Annotated in this window: 15 protein-coding genes and 1 riboswitch; of the genes, 10 read left to right on the top strand and 5 right to left on the bottom strand. The window is 46.1% G+C overall.

What is annotated here, in order from left to right; translation table 11 throughout:
• Positions 1-183 precede the first annotated feature (183 nt).
• Positions 184-1011: a phosphate ABC transporter ATP-binding protein PstB gene (gene pstB, locus V6C93_RS13540; RefSeq protein ID WP_333477183.1), complete on the top strand. Its 828-nt coding sequence runs from the start codon at positions 184-186 to the stop codon at positions 1009-1011.
• A 189-nt stretch (positions 1012-1200) separates the two neighbouring features.
• Here pstB and V6C93_RS13535 read toward each other — a convergent pair whose 3' ends face one another.
• The gene (locus V6C93_RS13535; protein ID WP_333477182.1) at positions 1201-2478 is read right to left on the bottom strand and encodes a glycosyltransferase; all 1278 of its coding nucleotides are present in this window, start codon (positions 2476-2478) and stop codon (positions 1201-1203) included.
• 158 nt (positions 2479-2636) lie between these two features.
• A riboswitch (cyclic di-AMP (ydaO/yuaA leader) is annotated at positions 2637-2786 on the bottom strand.
• 366 nt (positions 2787-3152) lie between these two features.
• Between V6C93_RS13535 and psb27 the strand changes: the two genes are divergently transcribed.
• Both psb27 and V6C93_RS13525 read left to right on the top strand, forming a co-directional pair.
• Complete coding sequence (psb27, locus tag V6C93_RS13530; protein WP_333477181.1) at positions 3153-3554, top strand: photosystem II protein Psb27; 402 nt, start codon at positions 3153-3155, stop codon at positions 3552-3554.
• A 423-nt stretch (positions 3555-3977) separates the two neighbouring features.
• Entirely contained in the window at positions 3978-5462 is a 1485-nt protein-coding gene (locus tag V6C93_RS13525) for a family 10 glycosylhydrolase (protein ID WP_333477180.1), read from the top strand.
• Positions 5463-5633: 171 nt separating this feature from the next.
• Here V6C93_RS13525 and V6C93_RS13520 read toward each other — a convergent pair whose 3' ends face one another.
• Both V6C93_RS13520 and V6C93_RS13515 read right to left on the bottom strand, forming a co-directional pair.
• On the bottom strand, positions 5634-6503 hold the full coding sequence (locus V6C93_RS13520) for a hypothetical protein (protein WP_333477179.1): 870 nt from the start codon (positions 6501-6503) through the stop codon (positions 5634-5636).
• A 1268-nt stretch (positions 6504-7771) separates the two neighbouring features.
• Positions 7772-8284 (bottom strand): serine acetyltransferase, encoded by a 513-nt coding sequence (locus V6C93_RS13515; protein ID WP_333477178.1) that lies wholly within the window; start codon positions 8282-8284, stop codon positions 7772-7774.
• A 735-nt stretch (positions 8285-9019) separates the two neighbouring features.
• Here V6C93_RS13515 and V6C93_RS13510 point away from each other — a divergent pair.
• Positions 9020-10660 carry a tetratricopeptide repeat protein gene (locus V6C93_RS13510; RefSeq protein WP_333477177.1) on the top strand — a complete coding sequence of 547 codons (1641 nt, stop codon included), beginning with the start codon at positions 9020-9022 and terminating at the stop codon, positions 10658-10660.
• On the opposite strand, the gene V6C93_RS13505 is transcribed toward V6C93_RS13510, so the two are convergent.
• Complete coding sequence (locus V6C93_RS13505) at positions 10657-10842, bottom strand: hypothetical protein (RefSeq protein ID WP_333477176.1); 186 nt, start codon at positions 10840-10842, stop codon at positions 10657-10659. The two genes, V6C93_RS13510 and V6C93_RS13505, sit on opposite strands and share 4 nt — an antisense overlap.
• Before the next feature lie 309 nt (positions 10843-11151).
• Positions 11152-17583: a CHAT domain-containing protein gene (locus V6C93_RS13500; protein WP_333477175.1), complete on the bottom strand. Its 6432-nt coding sequence runs from the start codon at positions 17581-17583 to the stop codon at positions 11152-11154.
• Between the two features lie 282 nt (positions 17584-17865).
• On the opposite strand from V6C93_RS13500, the gene V6C93_RS13495 reads away from it, so the two are divergent.
• The 6 genes from V6C93_RS13495 to ftsE all read left to right on the top strand — a co-directional run bounded on the left by V6C93_RS13495 (position 17866) and on the right by ftsE (position 24459).
• Positions 17866-18633 (top strand): MinD/ParA family protein, encoded by a 768-nt coding sequence (locus tag V6C93_RS13495; protein ID WP_333477174.1) that lies wholly within the window; start codon positions 17866-17868, stop codon positions 18631-18633.
• Positions 18634-18992: 359 nt separating this feature from the next.
• The gene (locus V6C93_RS13490) at positions 18993-19319 is read left to right on the top strand and encodes a hypothetical protein (protein WP_333477173.1); all 327 of its coding nucleotides are present in this window, start codon (positions 18993-18995) and stop codon (positions 19317-19319) included.
• 101 nt (positions 19320-19420) lie between these two features.
• On the top strand, positions 19421-21955 hold the full coding sequence (locus tag V6C93_RS13485; RefSeq protein WP_333477172.1) for a CHAT domain-containing protein: 2535 nt from the start codon (positions 19421-19423) through the stop codon (positions 21953-21955).
• Positions 21956-22530: 575 nt separating this feature from the next.
• Complete coding sequence (locus V6C93_RS13480) at positions 22531-22662, top strand: hypothetical protein (RefSeq protein WP_333477171.1); 132 nt, start codon at positions 22531-22533, stop codon at positions 22660-22662.
• Between the two features lie 217 nt (positions 22663-22879).
• Positions 22880-23614, top strand: a complete 735-nt coding sequence (locus V6C93_RS13475; protein ID WP_333477170.1) for a WecB/TagA/CpsF family glycosyltransferase — start codon at positions 22880-22882, stop codon at positions 23612-23614.
• A 101-nt stretch (positions 23615-23715) separates the two neighbouring features.
• Positions 23716-24459 carry a cell division ATP-binding protein FtsE gene (ftsE, locus tag V6C93_RS13470; protein WP_333477169.1) on the top strand — a complete coding sequence of 248 codons (744 nt, stop codon included), beginning with the start codon at positions 23716-23718 and terminating at the stop codon, positions 24457-24459.
• Positions 24460-24564: the final 105 nt, after the last annotated feature.

Raw genomic sequence — 24564 nt, 5'->3', positions numbered from 1 at the left:
GTTGAATTTATGCAGCTGGAAAGAGGAAATAACGCAGTGGTGGCTTTCATAATGATAAAGCAGTACATAGGCCACTTTCCTGTGTCGGAGCTAAGGATAAGTTTTTAAAGGTTTACAAACAACAGCTAGGAACGGCGCACTCCTGTATCGGAATCTAAACACAACATCCAGGTTGGATATTTTATGCCTTCTAATCAGAAAACTGCCAGCTTTCATCATCACGCTAACCATCAAACTGAAACCGTGCTACGGGCAGAAAATCTTGATATCTACTATGGAAAATTTTTAGCGGTTAAAGGTGTTAATCTTAACATTCCCAAAAACCGGGTAACGGCCTTCATTGGTCCGTCTGGTTGTGGCAAAAGCACCTTGCTCCGATGCTTTAACCGTCTTAACGATTTAATCAATGGATTCCGTGTAGAAGGCAAAGTTTATTATTATGACCAAGACCTATACGCGCCCAATGTCGATCCAGTAGAAGTGCGACGGCGGATTGGTATGGTTTTCCAAAAGCCGAATCCTTTCCCGAAATCAATTTACGACAATATTGCTTATGGGGCGCGAGTGAATGGCTACAAAGGTAATCTGGATGAGTTAGTAGAGCGATCCTTGCAGCAAGCTGCACTCTGGGATGAGGTCAAAGACAAACTCAAGCAAAATGGAATGGCGCTATCCGGAGGACAGCAGCAACGGTTGTGTATTGCCCGTGCGATCGCCATTAACCCAGATATAGTATTGATGGATGAACCTTGCTCCGCCCTTGACCCGATCTCTACACTCAAGGTCGAGGAATTGATGCATCAGCTCAAGGAAAACTACACCATTGTGATTGTGACTCACAATATGCAGCAAGCCACGCGAGTGGCTGATATGACTGCCTTTTTTAATGCCAAGGCAACTGAAAAGGGTGGGAAAATGGGCTATTTGGTGGAATGCGATCACACGGAAAATATCTTCCAAAACCCACAGCAAGAAGCGACTAGAGACTATGTAAGCGGACGATTCGGTTAAAAGTGACAGCGACCCGTGATTGAGTGACCCCTGCGGACGGCTGAGTACTCACTGTTTTTGAGTAATACCAAATCCGTTTTGCTCACCCTCTTATTATTTAACGGGTAAGGGGTTGGGACTTCTCATTATCCATTACCCATTACCCAAAAAATTAAAGGAGTGTACGAGTCGGATTTGGTATAAAGTGTATTACGCCGCCACCTGCGGTTTTTGAACAGATTTGACAGCCACTTGAGACATCAGTTTACTGTAAACAGAATTAAGCCTACGAGCAACGCTCTCCCAGCTCATCGCAATTTCTACCCGTTGTTGACCAATTTCACCCAACTGGTCTGCCCAAGCGGGATTGCTCAGGATGCGGTCAATCCCTTGGGCAAAGGCGGCTTCATCTTGGGGTGGCACCAGTAATCCTGTAACTTCTGGGATAACAGTAAACTGCAAGCCGCCCACTTTACTGGCAATTACGGGCGTCCCACAAGCCATAGCTTCAATGGCGACCAGCCCAAAGGGTTCATAGTGACTGGGAACTACACACACATTGGCGGCTGCATAGTAACTGGGTAGCTCAGCATCCGTGAGTCGTCCAGGGAAGAAGGTCATCGCCTCTAGGCCGAGTTCTTTAACAATAGCTTTGATGCGATCGCACTCCATACCGTCACTTTGACCTGGACGGAAACCACCCGCAATAATCAACCGCACATTGGTATTGCCGTTCCACCGGGATTGAGCAATCGCCCTGACCAAAGTTTCGATTCCCTTACGTGGATCGAATCGACCCACATACAGCACCACCTTGGCTTCCGGTGGAATCCCCAGTTGTTCCCGCGCCTCTTTTCGTGCGATCGAGCCCATCCGCTCGATATCTGTACCACAGGGAATGATTTCAATCATTCCTTTAGAAGAAACCAGATTCCGCATATGTTCCTCTTCTTGAGGACTTGTCGCAATAATCCGATCCGCTGTCTCCAGACAAGCTTTTTCCACTGCTAACCGCGTCGAAGCGATCGCAGGAAGGTTACTCACAGCCCGATACTTAACCGCTCCTAACGAGTGGTAAGTATGCACCTGTTTCAAAGGTTGGAGCTTTTTCAGTTCCATCCCGACCCAAGAAGATAACCAATAATTGGTATGCACCAAGGGATACTGGTATCCTTCTTGTTCCTGGAATGCCTGAAATTGCTGTACAAACTCTGGCAGATAGCCAAAGACCTGATCTCGATTAATAAACTTTGCTGGTCCAGCCGTTAATCGGATTGTGCGGCAATTAGGCTCATGTTGAACAATATTCGCTTGATCGGGATCGATTCGGCGAGTAAACATATCCACATGCCAACCCTGTTTAGCTAGTGCTAATCCAACTTGACGCACATAAACGTTTTGCCCACCGGCCTCTTCTTTTCCAATTTCTGCGGCTGGGTCGCCACTAACAGAAATCAACGCAAGACGGCTCTTTTCATTGATAAGCATGATACTTTTTCACCTCATGAGTAGCTGCCCTGGCTTGAACTCAGGAGGTACGATTGATATAGTCATCTTCTCAGAGTCAAGGACAGGTCAACGAATCGGACTAGTACCAGCCAAGGACACTGACGAAAACACAAACATTAATTAATAATGCTGAGCTTCCAGTCTCTTCTCGATGCCGACGGAGTTAGCTGACGGGCTAGGACTGAGAGATGTCCGTCTCCTTTCATCTCCTTAAATGAAGAAGAGATTGAAACAGAAGATGCGCCCCATAAATGGTTCCCCCGTTCCAGTTTCAGTTTTTATATAGGTGCCTTTGTAACCCTGAAACTGAATTAGGCCGACTTACATGAAATACGTTTGAATTACATTAGAATATCATTGTATTGCGTTTTACAGGATTAATCAACATCTCAAGAGGTATCGTTTTCTAACAATTGGTTACTAAATATTGCGCTATCAGCTGATAAAGGTGCTTAAGCACATAAAGCTCAACAGTCAAACGTCAAAAATAGTAATTGCTCTTCGATTCTCTATTACTTAGTCTCTAATTTCCGTGATAGATGGAAGCAGAACGTGGAGTGTGGGTGTAATACAGGTAAGGCGATCCCCGAAAGCACCAATCCAAGATAGGATAGGTTCTAATTTTGAAAATCCGTTTGTTGTGAATCATGCTGATGAAGCGCTATATATCACGTCTTGTTGCCCTCATTTTGGTTGTTGTGATTGGTCTAATGGGGTGTTCCTCAACCAGTGTTGCAGGTTTGACTGGAGATTATCGCCAAGATACGTTGGCCTTGTTGCAAAACTTGAGAACAGCCATTGAATTACCGGAGGATGCACCAGACAAAGCAGAAGCTCAATCAAAAGCGCGTGGAGCAATTAATGAGTTTGCCTCCCGCTATCGGCGAGATAGCTCAGTGACTAACCTCAGCTCTTTCACCACGATGCGAACAGCTTTGAATTCTTTAGCGGGTCATTATAGCTCTTACCCTAACCGTCCCTTACCGCAAAAGTTGAAGAATCGCCTAGAACAGGAATTCCGGCAGGTCGAGAGCGCCCTGAAGCGAGGCGCTTAGAGTTATCCGACTGACATTCCGAGGGTGTGCTACTCCGTCCCGCTTGTGCGTTAGCGCTAGCCTTCTTCGCTAAACGCTAGCGATTCAAAGGCCAGAGAGTACCCCGCTTAGAACTCCCTAAGCTGAGCTACCCGTCAAGAAGACAATTCACGCTAACACCCCACTTAATGGCAGGGGTATTTATCCTTAGATTTTATATCCTTGGAGGGTTTGATCCGTCAAACCCTTCTTTTTGCTTTTAGATTGGCGCAATCTCTGATACGATTTCTTTTTTTGTCTGCGTCCGGAACAATGGGTAAAAGAGGTGAAAGCGGAAAATAGCTGGAAAACTCTAAAATTTCCAATTGGTTAGCAGTCTGCGAAGACTGAGGACGCCAACTCTCTGTATTTTTTGTGGTGTTTGTAGGTGTGGTGTTTGTAGAAATGTCTAACAGTTCTCTCCAAAGGGCGCGACAGTGGAGGCGTCTGCATCGCCGCTTGGTTGTCGCCCTCTTGACTAGTAGTAGCTTGGTCAGTCAGTGTTGGTTGATGCAAACAGCTCAGGCTCAAACAACGGCCTATTGCCAGTTGCCCAACGAGGCGATCACCCAAAAAGAAAACTTACGTATTGGCGCGTTAAAAGGCAACACCGACTCCGACAAGCGCTACAAGGCCCTCGTAAAGCAACACGCCGATTACTTGCGGCAATGCCGCTCTCGAACTTGGCCCAATACCCAGTCCATTTGGCTGCGCTTATACCCCTGTGATGCTCGCTCTGGAGGGATTGATGATATCTTAGACCGTCTGGTTAACCGAGGCTATAACCAGGTCAACGTTGAAGTGTTTTATGACGGTCAGGTACTCTTACCGATGTCTGATAACCAAACAGCTTGGCCCTCTGTTGTGCGGACGCCAGGGACTGACAAAACCGACCTGTTGGCGCAGATGATTCAAAAAGGGCATGAGCGGGGTATGCGGGTTTATGCCTGGTTGTATACCATGAATTTTGGCTATTCCTACGCTCAGCGCGCAGACCGCCAGGGGATGCTAGCTCGTAATGGTAGGGGAGAGACGAGCGTGTCTTACGTCCCAGACGGCTCTCAAGTTTTTGTTGACCCTTACAACATGCAAGCCAAGACTGACTACTACCAAGTTGTTCAGGGTATCTTGAAGCGACGCCCCGATGGAATTTTGTTCGATTACATTCGGTATCCCCGTGGTACAGGGAGTGATTCCGTCGCCGCCAGAGTGGAGGATTTGTGGATTTATAGTGAGGCGGCAAAACAAGCTCTATATGACCGCGCCCTCAACCGGAAAGGACGAGAGTTAATTCAGCGCTACATCAGTAAGGGTTCCATTAATGCTAGCGATTTGGCAAGCGTGAATCAACTTTATCCAGAGGAGGCAACTCCTTTGTGGCAGGGTCGAACTCCCTCACCAGGAGACTCATTGGCATCTCTGCAATGGCAACTCTGGCAGCTCAGTGTTGCTCACGCGGCTCAAGGGATTTTGGACTTTTTAAACTTAGCAACTCTCCCAGCCAAGCGTGCTGGGATAAAAGCGGGAGCTGTATTTTTCCCAGACGGCAATCAAGCGGTTGGTCAAGTCGGGTATGATTCTCGTCTACAGCCTTGGGATCGATTTCCCAGTTCCCTAGAGTGGTATCCGATGTCTTACGGAGTCTGTGGTAGCACTCGGTGCATTGATGATTTGGTCAAGCGAGTTGTGAGTCGGGCGGCCCCTGGTACTCAGGTGATACCGGTATTGGCAGGAGATTGGGGAAGGTCTGTTAGCAATCGTCCAGCCCTGGAAGTCCAGATGCGAGCACTGCGCCAAGAGGTACCGCAGATTGGTTCGGTGAGCCATTTTGCTTATTCCTGGCAAGACCCAGCCTCAGATCGCGATCGCAAATTTTGCCGATTGGATTAAGTGGTCAACTCTCTAAGAAAGCCTGTCTCATAAGGGGAGGATGCAGCAATCGGGGGAATTGTGGCTCTCCCACTCCCCGCCTTTCCTAGGTGGAAATTAAATCAGTGTCACTTTGGAGAGTGCGATCGCTTCTCCTCTTAACCCATAGAAAGTAAACTGGCACTCAGCTTACTAATACCCAAGCTTTTGGTGATGCAGTCTCAGCATACGCTGAGCTATGTCTAACGGTACATTTACATTTTCAAAATCCTTAATCCCGAACATCCCGGTACTAATATTGATCAGCTGCCAGTAGCCTTCATCTCGAAGCAAAATAGCGTCTCCTCTCAGGTCTTCTATTGCCCAAGTCACAATGGCGTATGCCCCTTCAAGAGTTACCTCTATAAACCTCACATTCTGTTGCTGCTCACCCCACTTATTGACCATATATTCAGTCACAACGTCCTGGCTCTCTCTGATAGTTGCCTGCTGGGTTTCCGCCACTACAGATGCGTTTTTCAGTAATACCGTTAATAAATTTAAATGAATATTTAAGTGGTAAATCATTGCTCCTAGTTGGCGGATATAATGAACTAGTTTTTCATCTATTGCCATTAATTTAATAGACTGACAAAATTCTATTTCACTATTTCTTTTTTCTATATATTCGTTGAATTCCCTAATCAGCCTAAATATACTGTTGTTTGGGTTTTCTAACATATAGACTACATACTCATCTACTAAGATTTGATGAGTCGGTAATTCCTCAATTATTTTTTTGAATCTTTCTTCATTAATAGGAGCCACTAAGACTTTTTTCAAGTCTTTATCTTTTTTATTTATAAGGATATTTAGTTCACGGCGAATGATCTGATCGGCTTTACGTAGGCTAAAAAATATATCATCTACTTCGAGAGCAAGGGAAGACAAAAATGTATGCTCTTCTCGTGTTTCTATATTCTTGTTATTGGATCGCATTGGAGTAGCTTGACAATTCATTTCGGGAAGAAATAGTTGTTCTGTCATACAAGTCATAGTTGGAACAAAACCTGTACTGTTCATAAAATATCTCTGGATAACTTAATAAGGATTGCTCTCTCTAACATTTAATTCTTTCAAGGCTTTGAATTCTGAGAACATTTATATGACCCTAAAAGAACCCTCAATGTTAACAAAATCGATGTGAAGAGCTAGCTATAGTAAGTTTGATGCTCGTTTTCCGTCGATACTTGGTGTTTTTTGTTGACGCAGTAGGTTGCAGCTTCCACTGACACGACTCATTTGCAGAGCTTTACAAGTAGCGCGTAAGGACAATCGCAGCAAAGCGTCATCGAAGAGTAGGAATCAAGAGGATAGCCTTAGGACTCTTCGTCGCAACACATTTAGAGCTAGGCTTCTTTGAAGGAGTAGGAATATTCTTTCTGAGCGTCTGCTACGCAACCGCTTCAACCACATTTCAGATCAAACTCCACACAGTCAGTACAGAATTGCCCACGTTTATAGCAAACTAGGGATGACACAAGCTCTCACTAAGAGGTCAACTATTCCACTACGCACTAAGGCAAGCTTCAGTTGTGACTTCAATCCCAGGACAATTGAAGGTCTATTCAATTGAAGCTGAACAAGTAGATAACCCTAGATAACCCTGCTGTGCTTACCTGGTAGCCCACTATCTGCCAGAAGACTGTGCTTGCCAGTCTAAGGCTTTCATTCTGTAGACTCTTGAGCATGTCATACGTTGTATGACTTGTATTACCTATGTGAATACTATTGCAATTTGCTGACAACAGCAACAAATTCAAGCAAACTTTATTAAGTCTTTAACAATTACCGAGTACAGACTTGCACCAATTTGTAGAGAAATGACGTTCGCTGGAGTTTGGCATACCCATGCCTTAAGGCTGTCTAGGGAGGAAGCAACGGATACCCTTTTGGATGTTAGATTTTGGATGCAAGAATTTTAAAAGCCTTGCTATTGGCTCGTTTGGGGATTTCTCCATCGAAGGAATAAAGCACAACGATATGAGAAGCGATCGTAAGACAATCGGTAAAACAGACGTTTTTCAAGACTTACTCTCCCACTGTTATTACTCTCACCGGAGAATTTTGAAAAAAGTATTGATGTGGCGTTGACAAAGTCTTCGTACCCTCCTAACTAGGCCGAAACGTAATACTCTTCTGCACCAAGGCTTTTCCTCGATTAGCTAGATCCCCTCTGCATCAGCTTTGCACCAGTACCGATGAGGAAGGGAAGCACCGAAGCTTTCCTCAGAGCAGCCGGAGAGGCAGGGGAATAATTTTTACAGGTGGGTGATTGCTGTAAGCCTGCACTAGGAAGCTTGGATGAGTTTTGCAGGCACCCCAATCGCCGTAGCTCCCTCTGGTACGTCATATATTACCACAGCATTCGCACCAATCTTCGCATGGTTGCCAATGGTGACAGGACGAATAATTTTGGCACCAGCACCAATATCAACATGACCACCAATTTTTACCCCTGCCACAACTGTTACCTGTTGTAAAATCAAGCAATTGGGGCCAATAGAGGCATCCGGATGAATCACAACACCAGTCGGATGAGTCAGAAGCAATCCCCCTTCAATTTGGCAGTTTATGGGAATATCGGCAGCAGTGACAATACTCCAGAATCGATGCTGGAGTACGTTCCATTTACAGAAAAGACGCCCGATAATTCCACCTCGTTTCTGCCACTTTTGATACTCACGGATTGATTTGAGTAGTTGTCGCGAGGGGTTCCACCAGCACTCACACACTTCACGACTCCAATCAGGCTCTGTAGCCGAAATATGTTGGGTTGTTGGGGATTCAATCAATTCAAACATTGTCTGTTGGCTGTGTTGTTGACTTCCTCATCCGTTCGATTCTAGTTCTTCAGACATCGATCGCTGAACAGCTAGAGAATGAGCGCTAAGTTTTGGTTTTCTAAAAGCCCATTCGCTCTTAGTCTATCCTAGCTTTATCAACCTTTGAACGCTCTGATTATCCGGATTATTTATATTACATGACGAAGAAAGATTAGATAGGGAAGGGACATTACTGTTTTTCTCGCCCTGAGTACAGATTGCAGTACAGACTATTTATTATACTCTGGACAACGCTTTATCTCTACTGCACAGGAGAATCTATTAAGCGTTAGACGCTCGCGGAGCTGTTCAATGAGTCCGTTGAATAGGGGTTGCCGTTTGCCAAGTTTTTTCCATTTCATGTCGCATTGGGTGGGGCTTGAAATCGATGCTTGCTGCCAACTATTGCCGCACGGTATTGGTGTTGATAACCTGAAATTTTTGGTTAACTTTCCGTTGCTAAATCATAGGTTATAGCTCTAGAAATACATTTTTTATTAATTTTGACCGTTGTTTAGTCTAGTTAAAATTAAATATACGGTTTTGCTAGAATTATTTTATTCTATTATCAATAAACATAGGTGCGAATTAACTACTGTAAAGGATATGATCAATCCCCTCATCAAAGAGATAAGTATTAATACGGATGTCTTAAAAAATAAAAAAACCCGATTTTTGACCCTATTCTTTTCAGGATTCGTTTTTTACAGCTTATTGTTTACAATTTACTTACCCAAGAGGGGGCTAGCTGAACCGGAAATAAAAGACTTTGATTACTGGGCGAGTCTTTGTGAATTACAGAAGAATGAAAAAAAATATGAAGAATCTCTAGCGGCGTGTGACCAAGCGCTCTCGATTAATCCCAAAGAGGCTGTAACTTGGACTAACCGCAGCGATGTCTTACTGAAGTTAAAAAAGTATCCAGAAGCACTTGTTTCAGCTGAGCAAGCTGTTCGTATCAAATCTAACTACTCTATGGCTTTGCTCGATCGCTGCCAAGCGCTCTCGGAATTGGGCAGAGCTGAAGAAGCGATCGCAGCTTGTGACTTAGCGTTGCGAGGAGATGGCAATTGGGAGAAACGTTCGCCAGCACTGGCTTGGTATAACCGAGGTTTGGCACAGGCGAAGTTGAAGCAGTATGAAGATGCGATCGCTTCTTACGACCATGCCATAGAGATTAATCAAACTTACTCCCTAGCGTGGGCCGATCGCTGCCAAGCATTAGCCAATTTGAGTAAGTATTCCGAAGCACTCTCTTCCTGTGATCAAGCGGTGCGAACCGATGGAAATTGGGAAGATGGTTCTCCAGCGTATGCTTGGTACAACCGAGGGATGGTACTTAAACAGCTGGGGCGATATGAAGAAGCGATCGCATCTTACGACAGAGCACTCGCCCTGAATCCCACTGATGCGACAACTTGGACGAATCATGGCGCAGTGCTGGAAGTTCTGGGAAAACACGCCGAAGCCTTGGCGTCTCAGGAATGGGCGCTTAAAATTAACCCTAAATATTCCCTCGCCTTGGCAAACCAATGCGCCACGCTCAACCGCGTAGGTAACTACGAAAAAGCCCTTGCTGCCTGTGAAAGTGCGTTTCAAGGGGATGGAAACTGGGGGGATGAAAGCCAGAGTTTAGCTTGGGATCAGCGAGGAAATGCCTTAGCCGGACAAGCAAAATATGAAGAAGCACTGGCATCTCACGAGCGAGCGATCGCACTGAACAAAGAGTATGCTGAGGCATGGAACAACCGCAGCGTCACACTGTGGTATATGGGACGATATGAAGATGCACTCGCCTCTAGCGATCGAGCCGTTGAAATCAAACCGGAGTACTCTCAAGCTTGGTATAACCGAGGTCGGCTACTGAAGACCTTAAAACGTTATTCCGAGGCAGTTGAGGCTTACGACCGGGCGATCAAAAGTTTTGGTAATGTAGGCGATAACCGTGCCGCTGCTGATATTTGGGCAAACCGCAGTGTCGTACTCTGGCATTTGCAACGATACCCAGAAGCCCTCGCCTCGACAGATCGTGCGATTGATATTAATCCCGATTCCTTTCAAGCTTGGTACAATCGGGGCATTGTACTGATGGCATTGGGACGAAACGAAGAAGCGCTCACTGCTTACGACCGAGCCGTTGGTATCAATCCCAAGGATGCGAACGTCTTAGCCGCAAAAGGCTTAGCCTTAGTTCAGGTAAAACGACTGCAAGAAGCGATCGCTACCTTTGAGCAAGCATTGAAACTTGACCCGAATAACGCCATTGCTCAAGCTTATCGAGACACTGCCGTCCAGCAATTGCAACAGTTGGAGGAAAAAAAGCCAAGCGATTTACCCAAGCCGAAAAGAGATTAATCTTGTGCTTGTGCGCTCGGTTTGACGATAACCCGACCATTTTCAACAACTGTGCAGTATTTCGGCTTCGTTGGGTCAGTAGCAGCTGAGTTCTGTTTAGCCACCGACTTGCAATGGTCTATATTAGTCTGCTGTTGCTGATTTAAAGTAACGGCGCAACAGGCTGTAGTAATGGGAGACATATCGAGCCTTATTAACTCTTGATCTTATTATCCTACAAATTTCTTCCTTCTAAGGGTTTCAGAATGTATTTCTTAAGAGTTCCATACTTCATACTGAATGGCACTGACTTAAGAACCTCATCCTCATCCTCACCCATCAACCCTTGCGGAGGGGGTCTGGGGGACGCGCCGTGCGCTACGCGCCCCGCGAGAGCTAACGTCCCCCAGTGGGGGGTTTGGGGGGAACCCCCCCAATCTGGGTTTTTCCCAAACAACGATCACTTTTCCTTTAAGTCAGTGCCATTCTACTTAACTTCAAGTTGACCGTGATTACCAGGGGCTACCAATCAAAGTAAAAGCTGACCGATAATAAGGATGAGAAAATTCCTTATCACCCACTTCTGCGAGTTCTGGCGGCAGGGGTATTGAACTCCCCCCTCCAATGCCTTGGAGTTTGCCTCCCTCGATATGCACTTGCCCTTTAATCATGGCAATTTGTGCTTGTCGCAAGGCTTCTGCTTTGATCGGTGCCGTCTTTAATTGCTGATAAAAGTCAGTGATTAGCCCCAAGGTTCCCTCATCACTGACATACCATAAAGACGCTAAGGCTGACTTAACACCCGCCGCTACCGCTAACCCACCAAAACCGAATTCAGCGTCTTGGCTCCCCAACGCGGTGCGACAAGCACTCAGTACCAGTAACTCCACAGGTGGGTGATTCCATCCCATCTGGCGTAATTGATCTAAGCGCAATTTGGTATCCGAGAGTTGGATAAAGGAATTTCTCGGAGCTCCTAGATTAAATTCGCCGTGGGTTGCTAGGTGAATCACACCAAAGGGTGTTTGATTCCGTTGTGCCTTTAAATTATTGAGGGTAAAGCCCTGGTTAAGGAAGGATTTTCCCGTCCACAATCCGTCCGTAGGGGATTGGTTTGCAGGTAGTAATTGACGATTTTCTGCCCCTAAGTTTTGTTGTCCCACAATGGTTGATAACTCGATGGGCACAGCAGGCAATGCATTTTGTTCAGTAAACTTCGATGCCCCCATCGCCAAAACTTCGCTTGTTTTCACATCCCCATAACGGGTATCGACCAAATTGATACTGGGAATTAATCCGATACTGTACTTTTCTACTAAAAACTGTTTTCCGTCATACAAAGCGGCTAATGGAATTGACCGGAGTCCCCCATCCATCGAAAACACTAAGGTATCAATCTTTTTCGCTTGGAGTTCAGCTTCTAGTGGGGCAATCAGCCATTGATAAAGTTGTTTAGCGGCGGCTTGGTAGCCCTTCTTATTTCTGGGTTCAGTTACGGCTGAGCGGAAGTTTTTCGCGGTTTTGAGTAGGGTATCTTTATTCGCTTCGTAGACGGTTTTGAGTAGGGGTTTATCTTTGGGAGTGACCAAAATGAGTTGTAATTGATCGGGTTGGGTAAACACATAAATTACGGCTGGTGTTTTCCCCGTATTAGTGGCAATATCGCTGAGGACAGCTTGGGTTTGTTCTACTGAACCGGATTGATTGGTTTCGCTTGTGAGATTGCCCTCATAGTAATTCTGAAATTCTTGCATTCTCAGTTGCTCAACTAGTGCGATCGCTTTTTCGATTTGACCACTGTCAATAGCTTGGTCAATCTCGTGACGCACAATGTCTGTTGTATTGAGTAATACGATCGCTGAGTCACTAATCGTATGTATTCCTTGAGGAGCCAGATTTTCGCCCTGGATATCTTTTGAGACTTGATTGGTATCGGGTTGTGGTGAGGGTGATGGCGTTGGTGGTGGGTTCTGAGTAATGATTTGGATGTTGCCTTGGGTGTACGCACCAGAAAATGATTGCAAGGGCAAAATCGAATTGGCTGAACCTGTTGTGATTGCGCCTGCTGTACCGTTGAGTGTCGCATCACCCACAATAAAGGGAATGCCTCTGGCTCCTCCATCGTGGCGGATGATGATATTGCCACCTCCTATGCCTCCGGCGGTGGAAATGCTAGCGTTTATCCCGTTGCGATCGCTAAAATTCCCCACAGCCCGGAAAAACTGATTGGTGGTAATGTCAACCGTTCCCCCCTTGCCCGATGTACCACCTTGTGAATTGATGGAGTCCACTTGAATATCCCCAATGGGGTCGAGCAAAACATTGCCGCCATCTCCGGTAGTTGCACTGGAGTTAAGTTGTCCAGTCGTAATTTGCTGCTGAGCAATAACGCTGATTTTCCCTCCGGCTGTGTTGCCTGAAGCATCCAGGTTACCGCTACTAATGGCTCCAGTTTGGCTGTTGAGGGTAATATCGCCACCAGCAGCAGTATCCGAATGAGAGGTGATGTTATTGGTAGTGATGTTACCTAGGGCTGAAAGTGAGATGACTCCGCCATTAGCTGTAGTAGAACTAGAGTCTAAAATGCCTGCACTGGTGTCAATCGTGCCATTGTTACTGATGATGGTAATTCCTGGATTAGCGGTAATGTTGCCTGTGGTGATGTTTTGATTGGCTTTTAGAGTAATCGAGGCATTGTCCAACCCAGTAATTGCACCTGTTGCGCTGATGGTGCCTGCTCCTTGGGGCGCTTGGATGGTTACTGGATCAGAGAAAGTAACTGGATTAAGGATACTGATGGCACCACTGCTGTTAGCGCTTCCAATGGTGATGGAGTTAAAGCCATTTTGTAAAGCAGCGATGTCTGCTGTGGTGATGTCTAAGGTTCCCGTACCGCTATCGGTAGTCCCCCCAATTGCGATCGCTTGACTAGGTGTGAAGGGTTGTAGTGTTAAATTGCCAGTCCCGGACACTAGCCCAGCAAAGTTAATTTCATTTGCATTGAGGGTGAGGTTGTTTGCACCGACTGCTAGGGTGTTGGTAAATGCCAGGATATTGGGGGTATTAATAGTCGTGTTGCCAATGAGATTGAGAGGTTTGTCGAATGTGTAGCCGTTAGGAAACACATAGTTGCCTGCTACCTGAACATTGCCAGTACCATTAATGGTTAAGTTGCCCAAGGGAGCGATGTTACCGATCCCATTGAATGTAACAGTGCCGATGCCTGAATTTAGGATTAAGTTTTGCGCTCCAGGGGTTGTTCCGTCGAGCAGGTTGTTGAAAGTAATGTTACCGCTGCCAGTCGCCCCTGATGTTGTTAGGGTAATGGTGGGTTGAGCCAGGGTAACATTACCAATTAAGTTGATCGAAGCACCATTATTAGTTGCATCAATATCGCTACCGAGGATAATTCCGCCCACTCCAGCATTGAGTGTGACTGTTCCGGGATTAGCGTTCCCTCCACCAAAATTCCTGACATCGATCAGACTAGTGGTGAAGATTCTGCCGTTACTGCTAGTGATCGTGATATTGCGCGTGTTATTTCCAGTAATCGATTGTATAGTACCAAGAGTGATGTCATCTAAGGCAGAGAGGGTAAGATTACCTGGATTATTACTCGTACCACCAGTCCGAATCTGACCTGCGTCGGTATTGATTTTGCCATTTGTACTCGTAAGTGTTACATCTCCGGAAAGACCAATTCCACTGACAAAACCGCCAGAAGAAAACAAGTCAGATGTAGTAATGTCAGCTAATGCCGATAATGTGATCGCTCCTGCATTGCCCCCACCCGATTCAGTGGTTAGTGTACCTGTGCTGGTATTAATTGACCCTGATGTACTCTTGAGAGTAATTGTCCCGCTTCCCAACTGACCCGTGGTATTGATACCTGCTGTGGTAATGTTGCCTAGCGCCGAAACGGCGACCGCACCTCCATTTTGCCCGGAAGAAGATACTGCGCCTGCACTGGTATCAATACTCCCCCCTGTACTGTTGAGAGTAACCGTCCCAGCTCCCAACGAACCTGCGGTATTGATACCTGCTGTAGTAATGTTGCCTAGCGCCGAAACGGCGATCGCACCTCCAGAGCCATTACTAGAGTTAGAGTTCAAACTTCCTGTTGTTGTGTTGATTGCTCCTCCAGTGCTGCTCAGAGTGATGTTACCTCCACTACCGTTCGTGGCGCTGGCATTAATACCGGCAGTGCCATTAATATTGATGTCACCGATGCTTGTGAGAATGACATTGCCGCTTCCTCCAGCACCAAAGGCAGAAATGTTTAGTAAGTTAATGTTGCCGCCAGCCTTGAGGGTGACATTACCGCCAGAATTAGTACCAAAGCTGGAGTGAGCGTCGATATCATTGGTAGTAAAAGTAATGTTGCCACCAGCAAGGAGGGTGATATTACCCCCCTTACCGCTATTAGTAGGAAGAATACTGTCAGCATAGGCATCGAACCTGCCAGTGCTCACAATGTTGCTTCGAGCATCAACGACGATGGAACCACCATCATTACCTAAAGAGTTGCCTGCACTGATAGTCCCAACTTGAATGGCTCCTCCTGGTAATGTGGCATTAGGAGAATACTGATTGGTTAAAAAAACCAATCCGGTGGGAGCCATAGTAATACTGCCGATCGCAATATTTGCACTCGTTGCTCTAGTGACAGTTCCAGGAACTCCCGGAGTAAAAGTACCCCCACCGATAATGCTAGGAGTGCCAAACGCCGTAGTGCCTGCTCGAATATCCAGGGTAGGTTGAGTTGCACCATTTATGGCAAGCACACTTCCATCGGATAAGGTAACGTTTTCAGCCAGTCCGTATACAGCATCAACACCTGTAATCGTGACATTACCTGTAATCGTTACACTGCCCCCTGCAAAAATATGCAGTGAGGCTCCTGTGTAACTGGCAAAATTGACGTCACCAGTAGCCCGAATCACGGGATCATCGGGACTAAACAGATTCCCTAAACTCCCATCCAACGTTTCAATCCGAAAATTGCCGCCAGAGAAGTAATGAGCATCACCCCCTACAGTACTCGTGGAGCGTAGCACCATATCCCCGCCAGAAAACAACCCACTCGCTGGATGATTCAAAGCATAAATATCAATCTTTTGGTTCCCTTGAACAAGTAGCTTTCCCCCAGCTTGGGCAATCACAGGACTTGTCACACTGTCGCGCACCCGCACTGTATCTTGTGCCAACAGATTCAAGTCTCCTGTCGTGGTTAGGGTGGAATCCACTAACGTCAAGTTGTGGTTAGCTGTCAGCGTTGCCTCTTGAGCTGTTACTTGCTTGGCTACAACATCGCCATTTTCAATGATGATGTCAGAACCTGTAAGTACTGCCTGTCCAGTGGCGTTCACAGAGAGTCCTGTCGCATTACCCCCACCGCCACCCGTTAGTAGCTGGGGCAAGGATAAAACGGGCAACGTCCACTGAGTGGGTGCATTACTCCCCGATGCAGGAGGTAGAACCTCTAAACTTAATACAGACCCAGGTTGGCTCAGGCGAACCAGACTGGTTCCGGGTACGGCTGCCATCTTGATTTGTCCAGATGGAGCATTCACTTGCCCCGTACTCACAACCGTGCCACCCAAGAGCATCAAATCTTTTCCTGCACTTACCGTTAAGTTGCCAGAGTTAACAATACTTCCCGGTTGAGAGGTGGTGAAGGCGAAGCCGCTGGGTGTATCGTTGAGCTGAGTGTAATCATTGGTACCTGCCGCATTAAACCAGTTATTGCCCATCCCGATACTCGTAGCGGTTGTGGCAACAAAAGAGCCAGGAACATTCAAGCTAGCATTGGAGCCAAAGATAATTCCGGCTGGGTTCATCAAATACAGATTGGCTTGGCTGCCACTGACTTGGATGAGTCCATTAATATTTGATGCATTCCCACTTACCACCCGACCCAAGATATTCTGAACAGTGGAGTTGGGTTGGAAATTAGCAACTTGACCCGTATTCAGGTCAAATTGGGAAAAGCTATGGAAGAGGTTGGCTCCATTCGAGGAGGTTTGTCCTCCAGTAATGTTGAATTGGTTGCCTGTGGTATTAATAACAGTACCTGCGCTATCGGAAGCTGAGACAACTTGTGATAAGGCAGGTGTGACGCCAATGGTTCCCAATAGAGGAACTGCTGCTAGCAGGAAAGAACTCAGACTTCTAGTCAGTGAGGTTCTGAGGCTTGCACCGAAGGGGAATTGTAGGCAGTTGGGTAAGGTTACCGAAAAGTTGTCAGAACTTTGGCGGCGCTTGCGTGCTTGCTTGATAGCAATCAGTGCAAGGCGATTTTGTTCAGTTTTCTGCTGCTGAGTAATACTCTCTCGGTGAACGCGGTAGTAGTAGAGTGGCTTACTCACCCGTTGTACCTGCGTTACTTCCGACAGTCGCAGGCACAGTTCGTAGTCTTCAATTAAGTCAAACGTCTCATCAATCCCGCCTACTTCATCAAATACCGTGCGCCGCATCAGCCGAAAGTGGAAAGTCATAAATTGACGCAGCAGTCTGGCTGGGGAATAGGCAAAGCGGCAGCGATTTCCGTAAGCCTTGACTTCACCGCGTTCGTTCATCACCAGATAGTCGGTGTAAACTAAACCCGTGGCTGGATGAGCCTCGAGTACGGCGGCTGTCTCTTCGAGTGCTGTTGGTGCTAGGATATCGTCACTGTCTACAAAGCCAATGTAGCGACCTGTTGTTTGTGCGATCGCATCTTTGAGAGCCAAGCTTCGCCCCTGATGTTCTGCCACTACCACTCTTACCCGCGAGTCTTGCTGAGCATAGTTTTGGGCAATCTCTACAGAACGATCAGTTGAACCGTCATCCCAAATCAACAGTTCAAAGTCCGGCTGGGTTTGTGTCAGAATACTTTCAATGGCAGCGCCGAGGAAACGCTCCCGATTGTAAACAGTGATGACCAGAGAAATCAGTACTGTCATGATTAAGACTCGGCTAAAACTCAAGAGGACTAAGCGGAGAAACAGGAGTAGAGCGCACCAATAAACACTCTGTAGCTATTTCTACAGGGTGAAGCGACGATGGTACATTACATCCTTGCAGTGGTTTTGAGAATTAGACTTTTGGCGAATCAAGTGAAGTCACATTAGAGTTAAGGCTAAGTTCAGTAGATGGCCTTAACTGAATGAACACAGGATTAACGTCTTGATTTAAAGTAGACCAAGCTGGAAGAGAGCATGTAATACAGCTTAAGGAAGTGTACTGTGTCCAAAATTGTATCGATTCACTCGTTTCGCGGAGGAACTGGCAAATCAAACTCAACAGCGAATCTCGCGGCGCTTGTTGCGCGTTCGGGAAAGCGAGTAGGTATTGTTGACACGGATATCCAATCTCCAGGGATTCATGTCCTGTTTGGTTTTAATGAAGAGAAAATAAAGTACACCCTCAACGACTACTTATGGGGCAATTGTGCGATCGAAGAAACCGCCTATGATGTGAGTTCGGTTTTAAAAGAAAAAGCCAGTCAACGTAACAAAATTTACCTGATTCCCTCTAGTATCAAAGCTCGCGATATTACTCGTATCCTACGCGAAGGGTTCGATTTTGGGATGCTCAATGACGGTCTCCAAGACGTGATTGATGCACTTGAACTAGATTACCTGTTCATTGACACCCACCCAGGTCTCAATGAAGAAACGTTACTTTCGCTAACGATTTCCGATGTTTTAGTTCTGATCTTGCGTCCAGATAATCAAGACTTTCAAGGAACCGCCGTTACAGTCGAAGTGGCTCGGAAGTTACAGGTGCCTAAAATGTTACTGGTCATTAATAAAGCTCTACCAGCTTTAGATTTCGATGCTTTACGGCAACAGGTGCAGAAGATTTACAACGCTCCGGTGGCAGGAATCTTACCCCTTTCCGAAGAGATGGTTCAACTCGCCAGCAGCGATCTCTTCTGCCTACGCTACCCCAACCATCCCATTAGCCAAGAGATGCAAAAAGTTGCTAAGCAGATCATGCAATCTAGCTGAATAACACTAATATAGGCACATATCTGTTAGTCTCCTATCTTGCATCCTTGTCAATAGCCGTAAAATGAGCTGTGTTCGCCAAGCCTACAGCTAGGTTTTTCAGAGAGCTGGATACTGCCCACTTGACCTTAATTAAGTCTGTTGATAAGGGTGCAAAATATCTGTGCGTGAAACTCTAGACAATGGGTAGCAACTTGTTGCCTGATTCTTCAGTAACTTTAGTACCGTACTCAAAGAGGACTGGAACGTAGAGCAAGCCTTCAATCTCGAACAAAGAGGAGTGGTCTGTTTTTTGATTTTCATACTTCTTTGGTGGAGTACTAATTGTAATTTGGCTAAATCCCAGAGGAAGGAATCTTATGAGTACGAAACCGTTCAATTCTTCAGGAACCGGGGATGAAGAGCAAGAAAGTAGCTCTGGATTGAGTATGGCTGATGTCCTGACATTACCTGATTTTGAGCAGAAACTCGTCACTTGGCTGGTGCGTAAAAAAGAAGCTAATCTGCCTGAAATAGCAGCGTACATGGAACAGGAAGAAGAAAGCGTTTCCACAATGCTGAATGCTCTAAAAGAGCAAGGCTTTATCAAAGAATTGAACGTGGATGGAGAGCGACATTACCGTCCTTGCCTCGCACCTAAACACAAGAGTCGGGCTTCTAAAAACCTTTGGCAAGCTCTAGATTAGAGGTGCCAATAGATAGCAAAAATCTGGGTTAAATCCTCATATCTTAGGAAATGTAGTGATAACTTGCCTAGTACACCCATCACTATGGAGGGGTTTGGGTTGTGCCGAAGAAAATTTTGCCATCCGTCTATCCGTTGATTTGGTTGCAAAAGACAGTCTGCCTTAGCCAAGTGTCTGTGTACAAGAATCGTTACAAGAGAAGTTGGGCAAAAACAAGCGGACTCGTGTCCTTAATCATGGCTTGTTTAATGTCTGCAATGCCTCTATGGGTTGGTGCTTCTTTCCCTACACCCTCGGCTTGGGCACAAACTCCAGATGCCCAGGATTATCATGCCAATTTACTCTTGAATTTAGGCATTCGGCAGCATAAAACGGGTCAATTTACGGCAGCCCTAGAGTCATTGCAGAAGGCACTCATGCTTTATCAAAATTTGGGTGATGCTCAAGGCATCGGCAATTGTCTCGGTAGTCTGGGCGATACCTACTTCTCTTTGGGACAATATGAACAAGCTGTCGGCTTCTATCATCAGAGTTTAATCCTTAGGAAGGCCGTTGGCGATCGCACGGGTGAGGTTGAGGCGCTAGTTGGTTTGAGTAATACCTATTTGTATCTAGGGCAAGAAGAAAGGGCAAAGAAGTTTGAGCAGCAAGCTCAAATTATTCGACGAGAGATTGGCAATCCCAAACGGCAAGCTGCTTTTTTGAACAATTTGGCTCTAGATTCCCAGTCACAAGGGCAATATGAGGAAGCGATCGCATTTAATCTGCAACAACTCGCGATCGCACGGGAAACTGGTGATACTACATTAGCCGCTGAATCTCTGCAAAAGCTAGCACAAGCTTATCAGTCATCGGGGCAATCCCAAAAAGCGATCGAGCTGTATCAGCAACAACTGGAGTTTGCCCAGAAATCCAAGGATAGTGCGTTGCAAGCTCTTGTTCTGAGTCAGTTGGCAAATGCTTACGAGTCGCAGGGACAAAAACCAAAAGCGATCGAACTGTATCAGCAGGAGTTAGAGATAGCGAGGAAATCGGGTAATCCGGCTCAAGAAGCGATCGCTCTCAAGCAGTTAGCGACAGTTTACGAATCCCAAGGAGACTATGCAACAGCGATCGAGTTGTATCAACAACAATTGGCAGCGGCTCAAAAATCAGGTGAACGCTTAGCAGAAGGTACAGCTTTAAACAATCTCGCTCTCGCTTCCCTCAACGCCAGCAATCTCACGGAAGCTCAGCCAAAACTCCTGGATGCCCTGAAAGTTTGGGACGCCATACGAGCCAAACTTGGAAATAACGATAATTATTATGCTGAGCAGGCTAGAACCTATCGCTTACTGCAACAAGTTCACATCGCTCAAAATCAGCCCGAAGCCGCCTTAGAAATAGCGGAACAGGGACGAGTTCAAGAAATTTTGCAGTTACTTCATCTACGCTTAGCGTCTGAACCTGTAGGAACAGGTTTAAAAGCAGCTAATCCTCAAATTACTCTACCGAAAATTCAAGAAATTAAACAAATTGCTAAAGCGCAGAATGCCACACTCGTTGAATATTCAGTAATTTCTGAACAAGAACTGTATGTCTGGGTGATTCAGTCATCAGGAGAAATTGTATTTCGTCGCATCAATATTAAAGAGCAAAAAACGGTTTATCCTATTACTTCATTACAAGAGGTTGTAAACAATAGCCTGGATGCGATCGGTGTCAGGAGTAAAAGCAGCACAAGTTCAGCGAAGCCAACCGATAAAACATCCCAGAATCAGCCTTTGTTTCAACTGAATCAGGTACTGCTCAAACCGATTGAAGACCTTTTACCGAAAGACCCCAAAACTCATGTTATTTTTATTCCACACCAAGAACTATTTTTTGTTCCTTTCCCGGCATTAGTCGATATTACCGGTAAATCCCTGATTGAGAAACATACCATTCTCACTTCTCCCTCGATTCAGGTACTCGCGTTAACGAAGCAGCAGCGGCAACGAGTATCAGGCAACAAAGCTCTAGTAATCGGTAATCCGACAATGCCAAGTATGGCAGCCGGGGGTGGAGAATCATCACAGTCCTTACCCCAACTTTTGAGAGGAGAACAGGAAGCCCTTGAAATTGCCCAATTACTGGAAACTCAACCCCTCATTGGTAACCAGGCAACCAAAAAAGCGTTCTTAGAACAGCTAGCAAAAGCCAAGACGATTCATTTAGCCACCTATGGATTATTGGATGCTACAAAACGCCAAGGGATACCCGGTGCGATCGCGTTTGCTCCATCCGGCAATGATAATGGTATCCTGACAGCCAGTGAAATCCTGAATCTACCCGAACAAACCAAGGATAAAAAATCTCCTTTACGAGCCGAATTAGTTGTTTTGAGTGCAGGCAGCTTAGGCAGCGCTCCCCTCAGTAGTGATGGCTTAATTGGTTTATCTGTATCCCTGATGTCGGCAGGAGTGCCCAGTGTGATTCTCTCCCTAGGGACGGGAACAGAAACAACGACATCAGATTTAATGATTGAATTTTATCAACAGCTCAAAAAAAGTAATGATAAAGCTCAAGCCTTACGACAGGCGATGTTAACAATTAAGGAAAAACATCCCAACTCCCTGCAATGGGCAGCGTTTACCTTAATGGGGGAATCGCAATAATCATCTTGCGAATTTCGCAATCTATAGATTGTAGTTATATGCTGTCCGCTCATCCCTCTCTATCCCACATTCCGCACCCTCGACTGGCATAAGACGCTCGAAGACTCGCTAACGCTTCGCTATCGGTTTTTACGCAATTGGGAATTGAAAATTAGTAGCCTATACTACATAACACTACGTAAAAAAGTCTTTCCATTACCCATTACCCATTACCCATTACCATGCATTACGTAGTGTGACACTTCAAGGTGCGGAATGTGGGCTCTATCAGAACATCCTAGCTGACTGCCAATTTGGTCGGCATCGAGGCCTTGGACAGTTTCGCTGTGTTGAAAGGATGATAACAGAGGAACTCAGAACTACTCCTAAAGAAGTAAGAGCAGGTGGAGTCAAGCCCCTTTGGAACCATTTAAGCATCTTGTTGAAATCTTTATAATCAATCCGTGTCGCTTCTCCTTTCCTTAATATTTTCTTTGATATCACAGAGATAGGCGAATAAAGAAATTGAATCCTTAATGAATACTTGCCTACATTACATTTCTTCATAAACTCTCGAATCTGACGGGGTGACTGAGATGTCTACGCGCTATAACCAAAACCATTCTCCTCTAGAAAGAATTGTCTACACAAAGGTCAACGTCAACGGTAAAGTCCAGCTAGTGCCCCTAGAGTTGTATGCAGATGGCTCGGTCAAGCGAGTCAACTAACTGAAAGTAGCAGTAGTGTTGATATTTGGTACCTTTGCAGCTCCAACATTGTCCAGTAGAGATAGATAGAGACGCGTGACCTGTGCGATCGCGTCTCTAATTTCTTTTGCGTCACATTTCAACAATCTCAAAAATCGGCTAGCTTTAAGTGTCCGGATCGGATAGCCTTCATATTGTTACTGAGATGTGTGATGTGAGGATACTCAAGAGCTCGGCTATGGTTGAGGCACCCAAACAATTTCCCGTGCTGGGGCTACCGGTTCACCTATTAGATGACTATGTCCACTGGCTGGGAACTCGTCTACACCAGAGGCTTGGCAGTCATGTGGTGACTCTGAATGCAGAAATGGCAATACAGGCAGAACGCAACGAGGCTCTCGCTGGAATTATCCGAAAAGCAGAACTGGTAATTCCGGATGGTTCTGGGGTTATTCTTTACCTATGGCTCCAGGGTCAACGGGGGCGACGCTGTCCAGGAATTGAACTGGCTGAGTCTTTACTGAGGCAGGCTGGAGACTTAGGCAAGTCTTGCCCAATTGTTTTTTACGGGGGTTCTCCTGGCGTTGCTCAAAAGGCGTGTCAGATTTGGCAAGACAAGCTTCCAGGACTGGCGATCGCAGAAATTGAACATGGTTACCTGTCACCGGAAGAAGAACAGAAGTTCAAGCAAACGCTCAAAGACCAGCAACCCGGTTTGATTTTGGTTGGCTTGGGTGTTCCTCGCCAAGAGTTGTGGATTGCCCAAAATCGCCACCTGTGTCCCCAAGCAACTTGGATTGGGGTGGGGGGTAGCTTTGATATTTGGGCAGGTATTAAAACTCGTGCGCCTATCTGGTTGCGCGAGAATCACTTGGAATGGCTGTATCGGCTGTATCAAGAACCTTGGCGTTGGCGGCGAATGATGGCTTTACCTCAGTTTGCCCTCAAAGCGATTGGTCAACGCTTGGCTTGAACAAGATATTGGCAAAAAAATCAGGTTGGGTAGGGTTACCTGCCCACATTTTGTATTAAGGTATTGAATTCACGATTTATTCCATTTGCGATCGCTTGTCTATGACGACCGTCTTGGGTCACTCCAGTAATAGCCAAACTCAACCCAATGTGGCTACCAACGCCACAACCAGCCCAAATCCTGTAATGGTGAAATTACAAGGAGTGACAAAAACTTACCCGAATGGCAGCTTAGGAGTGTTTGACCTCAGCTTAGAGGTGAAGCGAGGAGACTTTTTATTGATTACTGGCCCTTCGGGTGCGGGGAAATCAACATTGCTGAAGCTACTTTATGGTGCGGAACGTCCTAGTTCTGGAGAGGTAATCGTCGATGATTTTAATGTGGGGACGTTACGGGGCGATCGCTTATCGTTGCTGCGTCGTCGCATCGGTGTTGTGTTTCAAGACTATAAACTGATTCCGACGCGGACTGTATCAGAGAATATTGTTTTTGTCTTGTGGGCACAAGGCTACACGCGTAAGGAAATTCAGCGACGTTTGCCGCCAACGTTGAAGGTTGTAGGTTTGCAACACAAAGCGAACTGTTTTCCAGAGGAACTCTCCGGGGGAGAGCAACAACGGGTAAGTTTAGCGCGTGCGATCGTCGGGACACCTCCTGTACTGCTGGCAGATGAACCAACGGGTAACCTCGATCCCGATAATTCTCGGCAGGTATTAAATATTCTCAAGAAACTGAATGGGATGGGGGCAACGGTGATTGTAACTACTCATGATGAGCAACTGGTACAGATGTCAAGACAACCAGTTGTACAGTTGCGAGAAGGGCGTTTGTATCGAAGTTTTTGAAAAGCCCTGCTCAAAGATATTGGATGTTTGCGTTAGGTATAAGTTCTTGAGGATGTGTGGCAGAAACGCGATCGCGTTTCTGTCTGGTTGAAGTTAGTACGATGC

The sequence above is a fragment of the Allocoleopsis sp. genome (assembly GCF_036703385.1).
Taxonomy (GTDB): domain Bacteria; phylum Cyanobacteriota; class Cyanobacteriia; order Cyanobacteriales; family Coleofasciculaceae; genus Allocoleopsis.
Note: the sequence above shows the minus strand (reverse complement) of the source record. Positions and strands in the feature narration are given on the sequence as shown.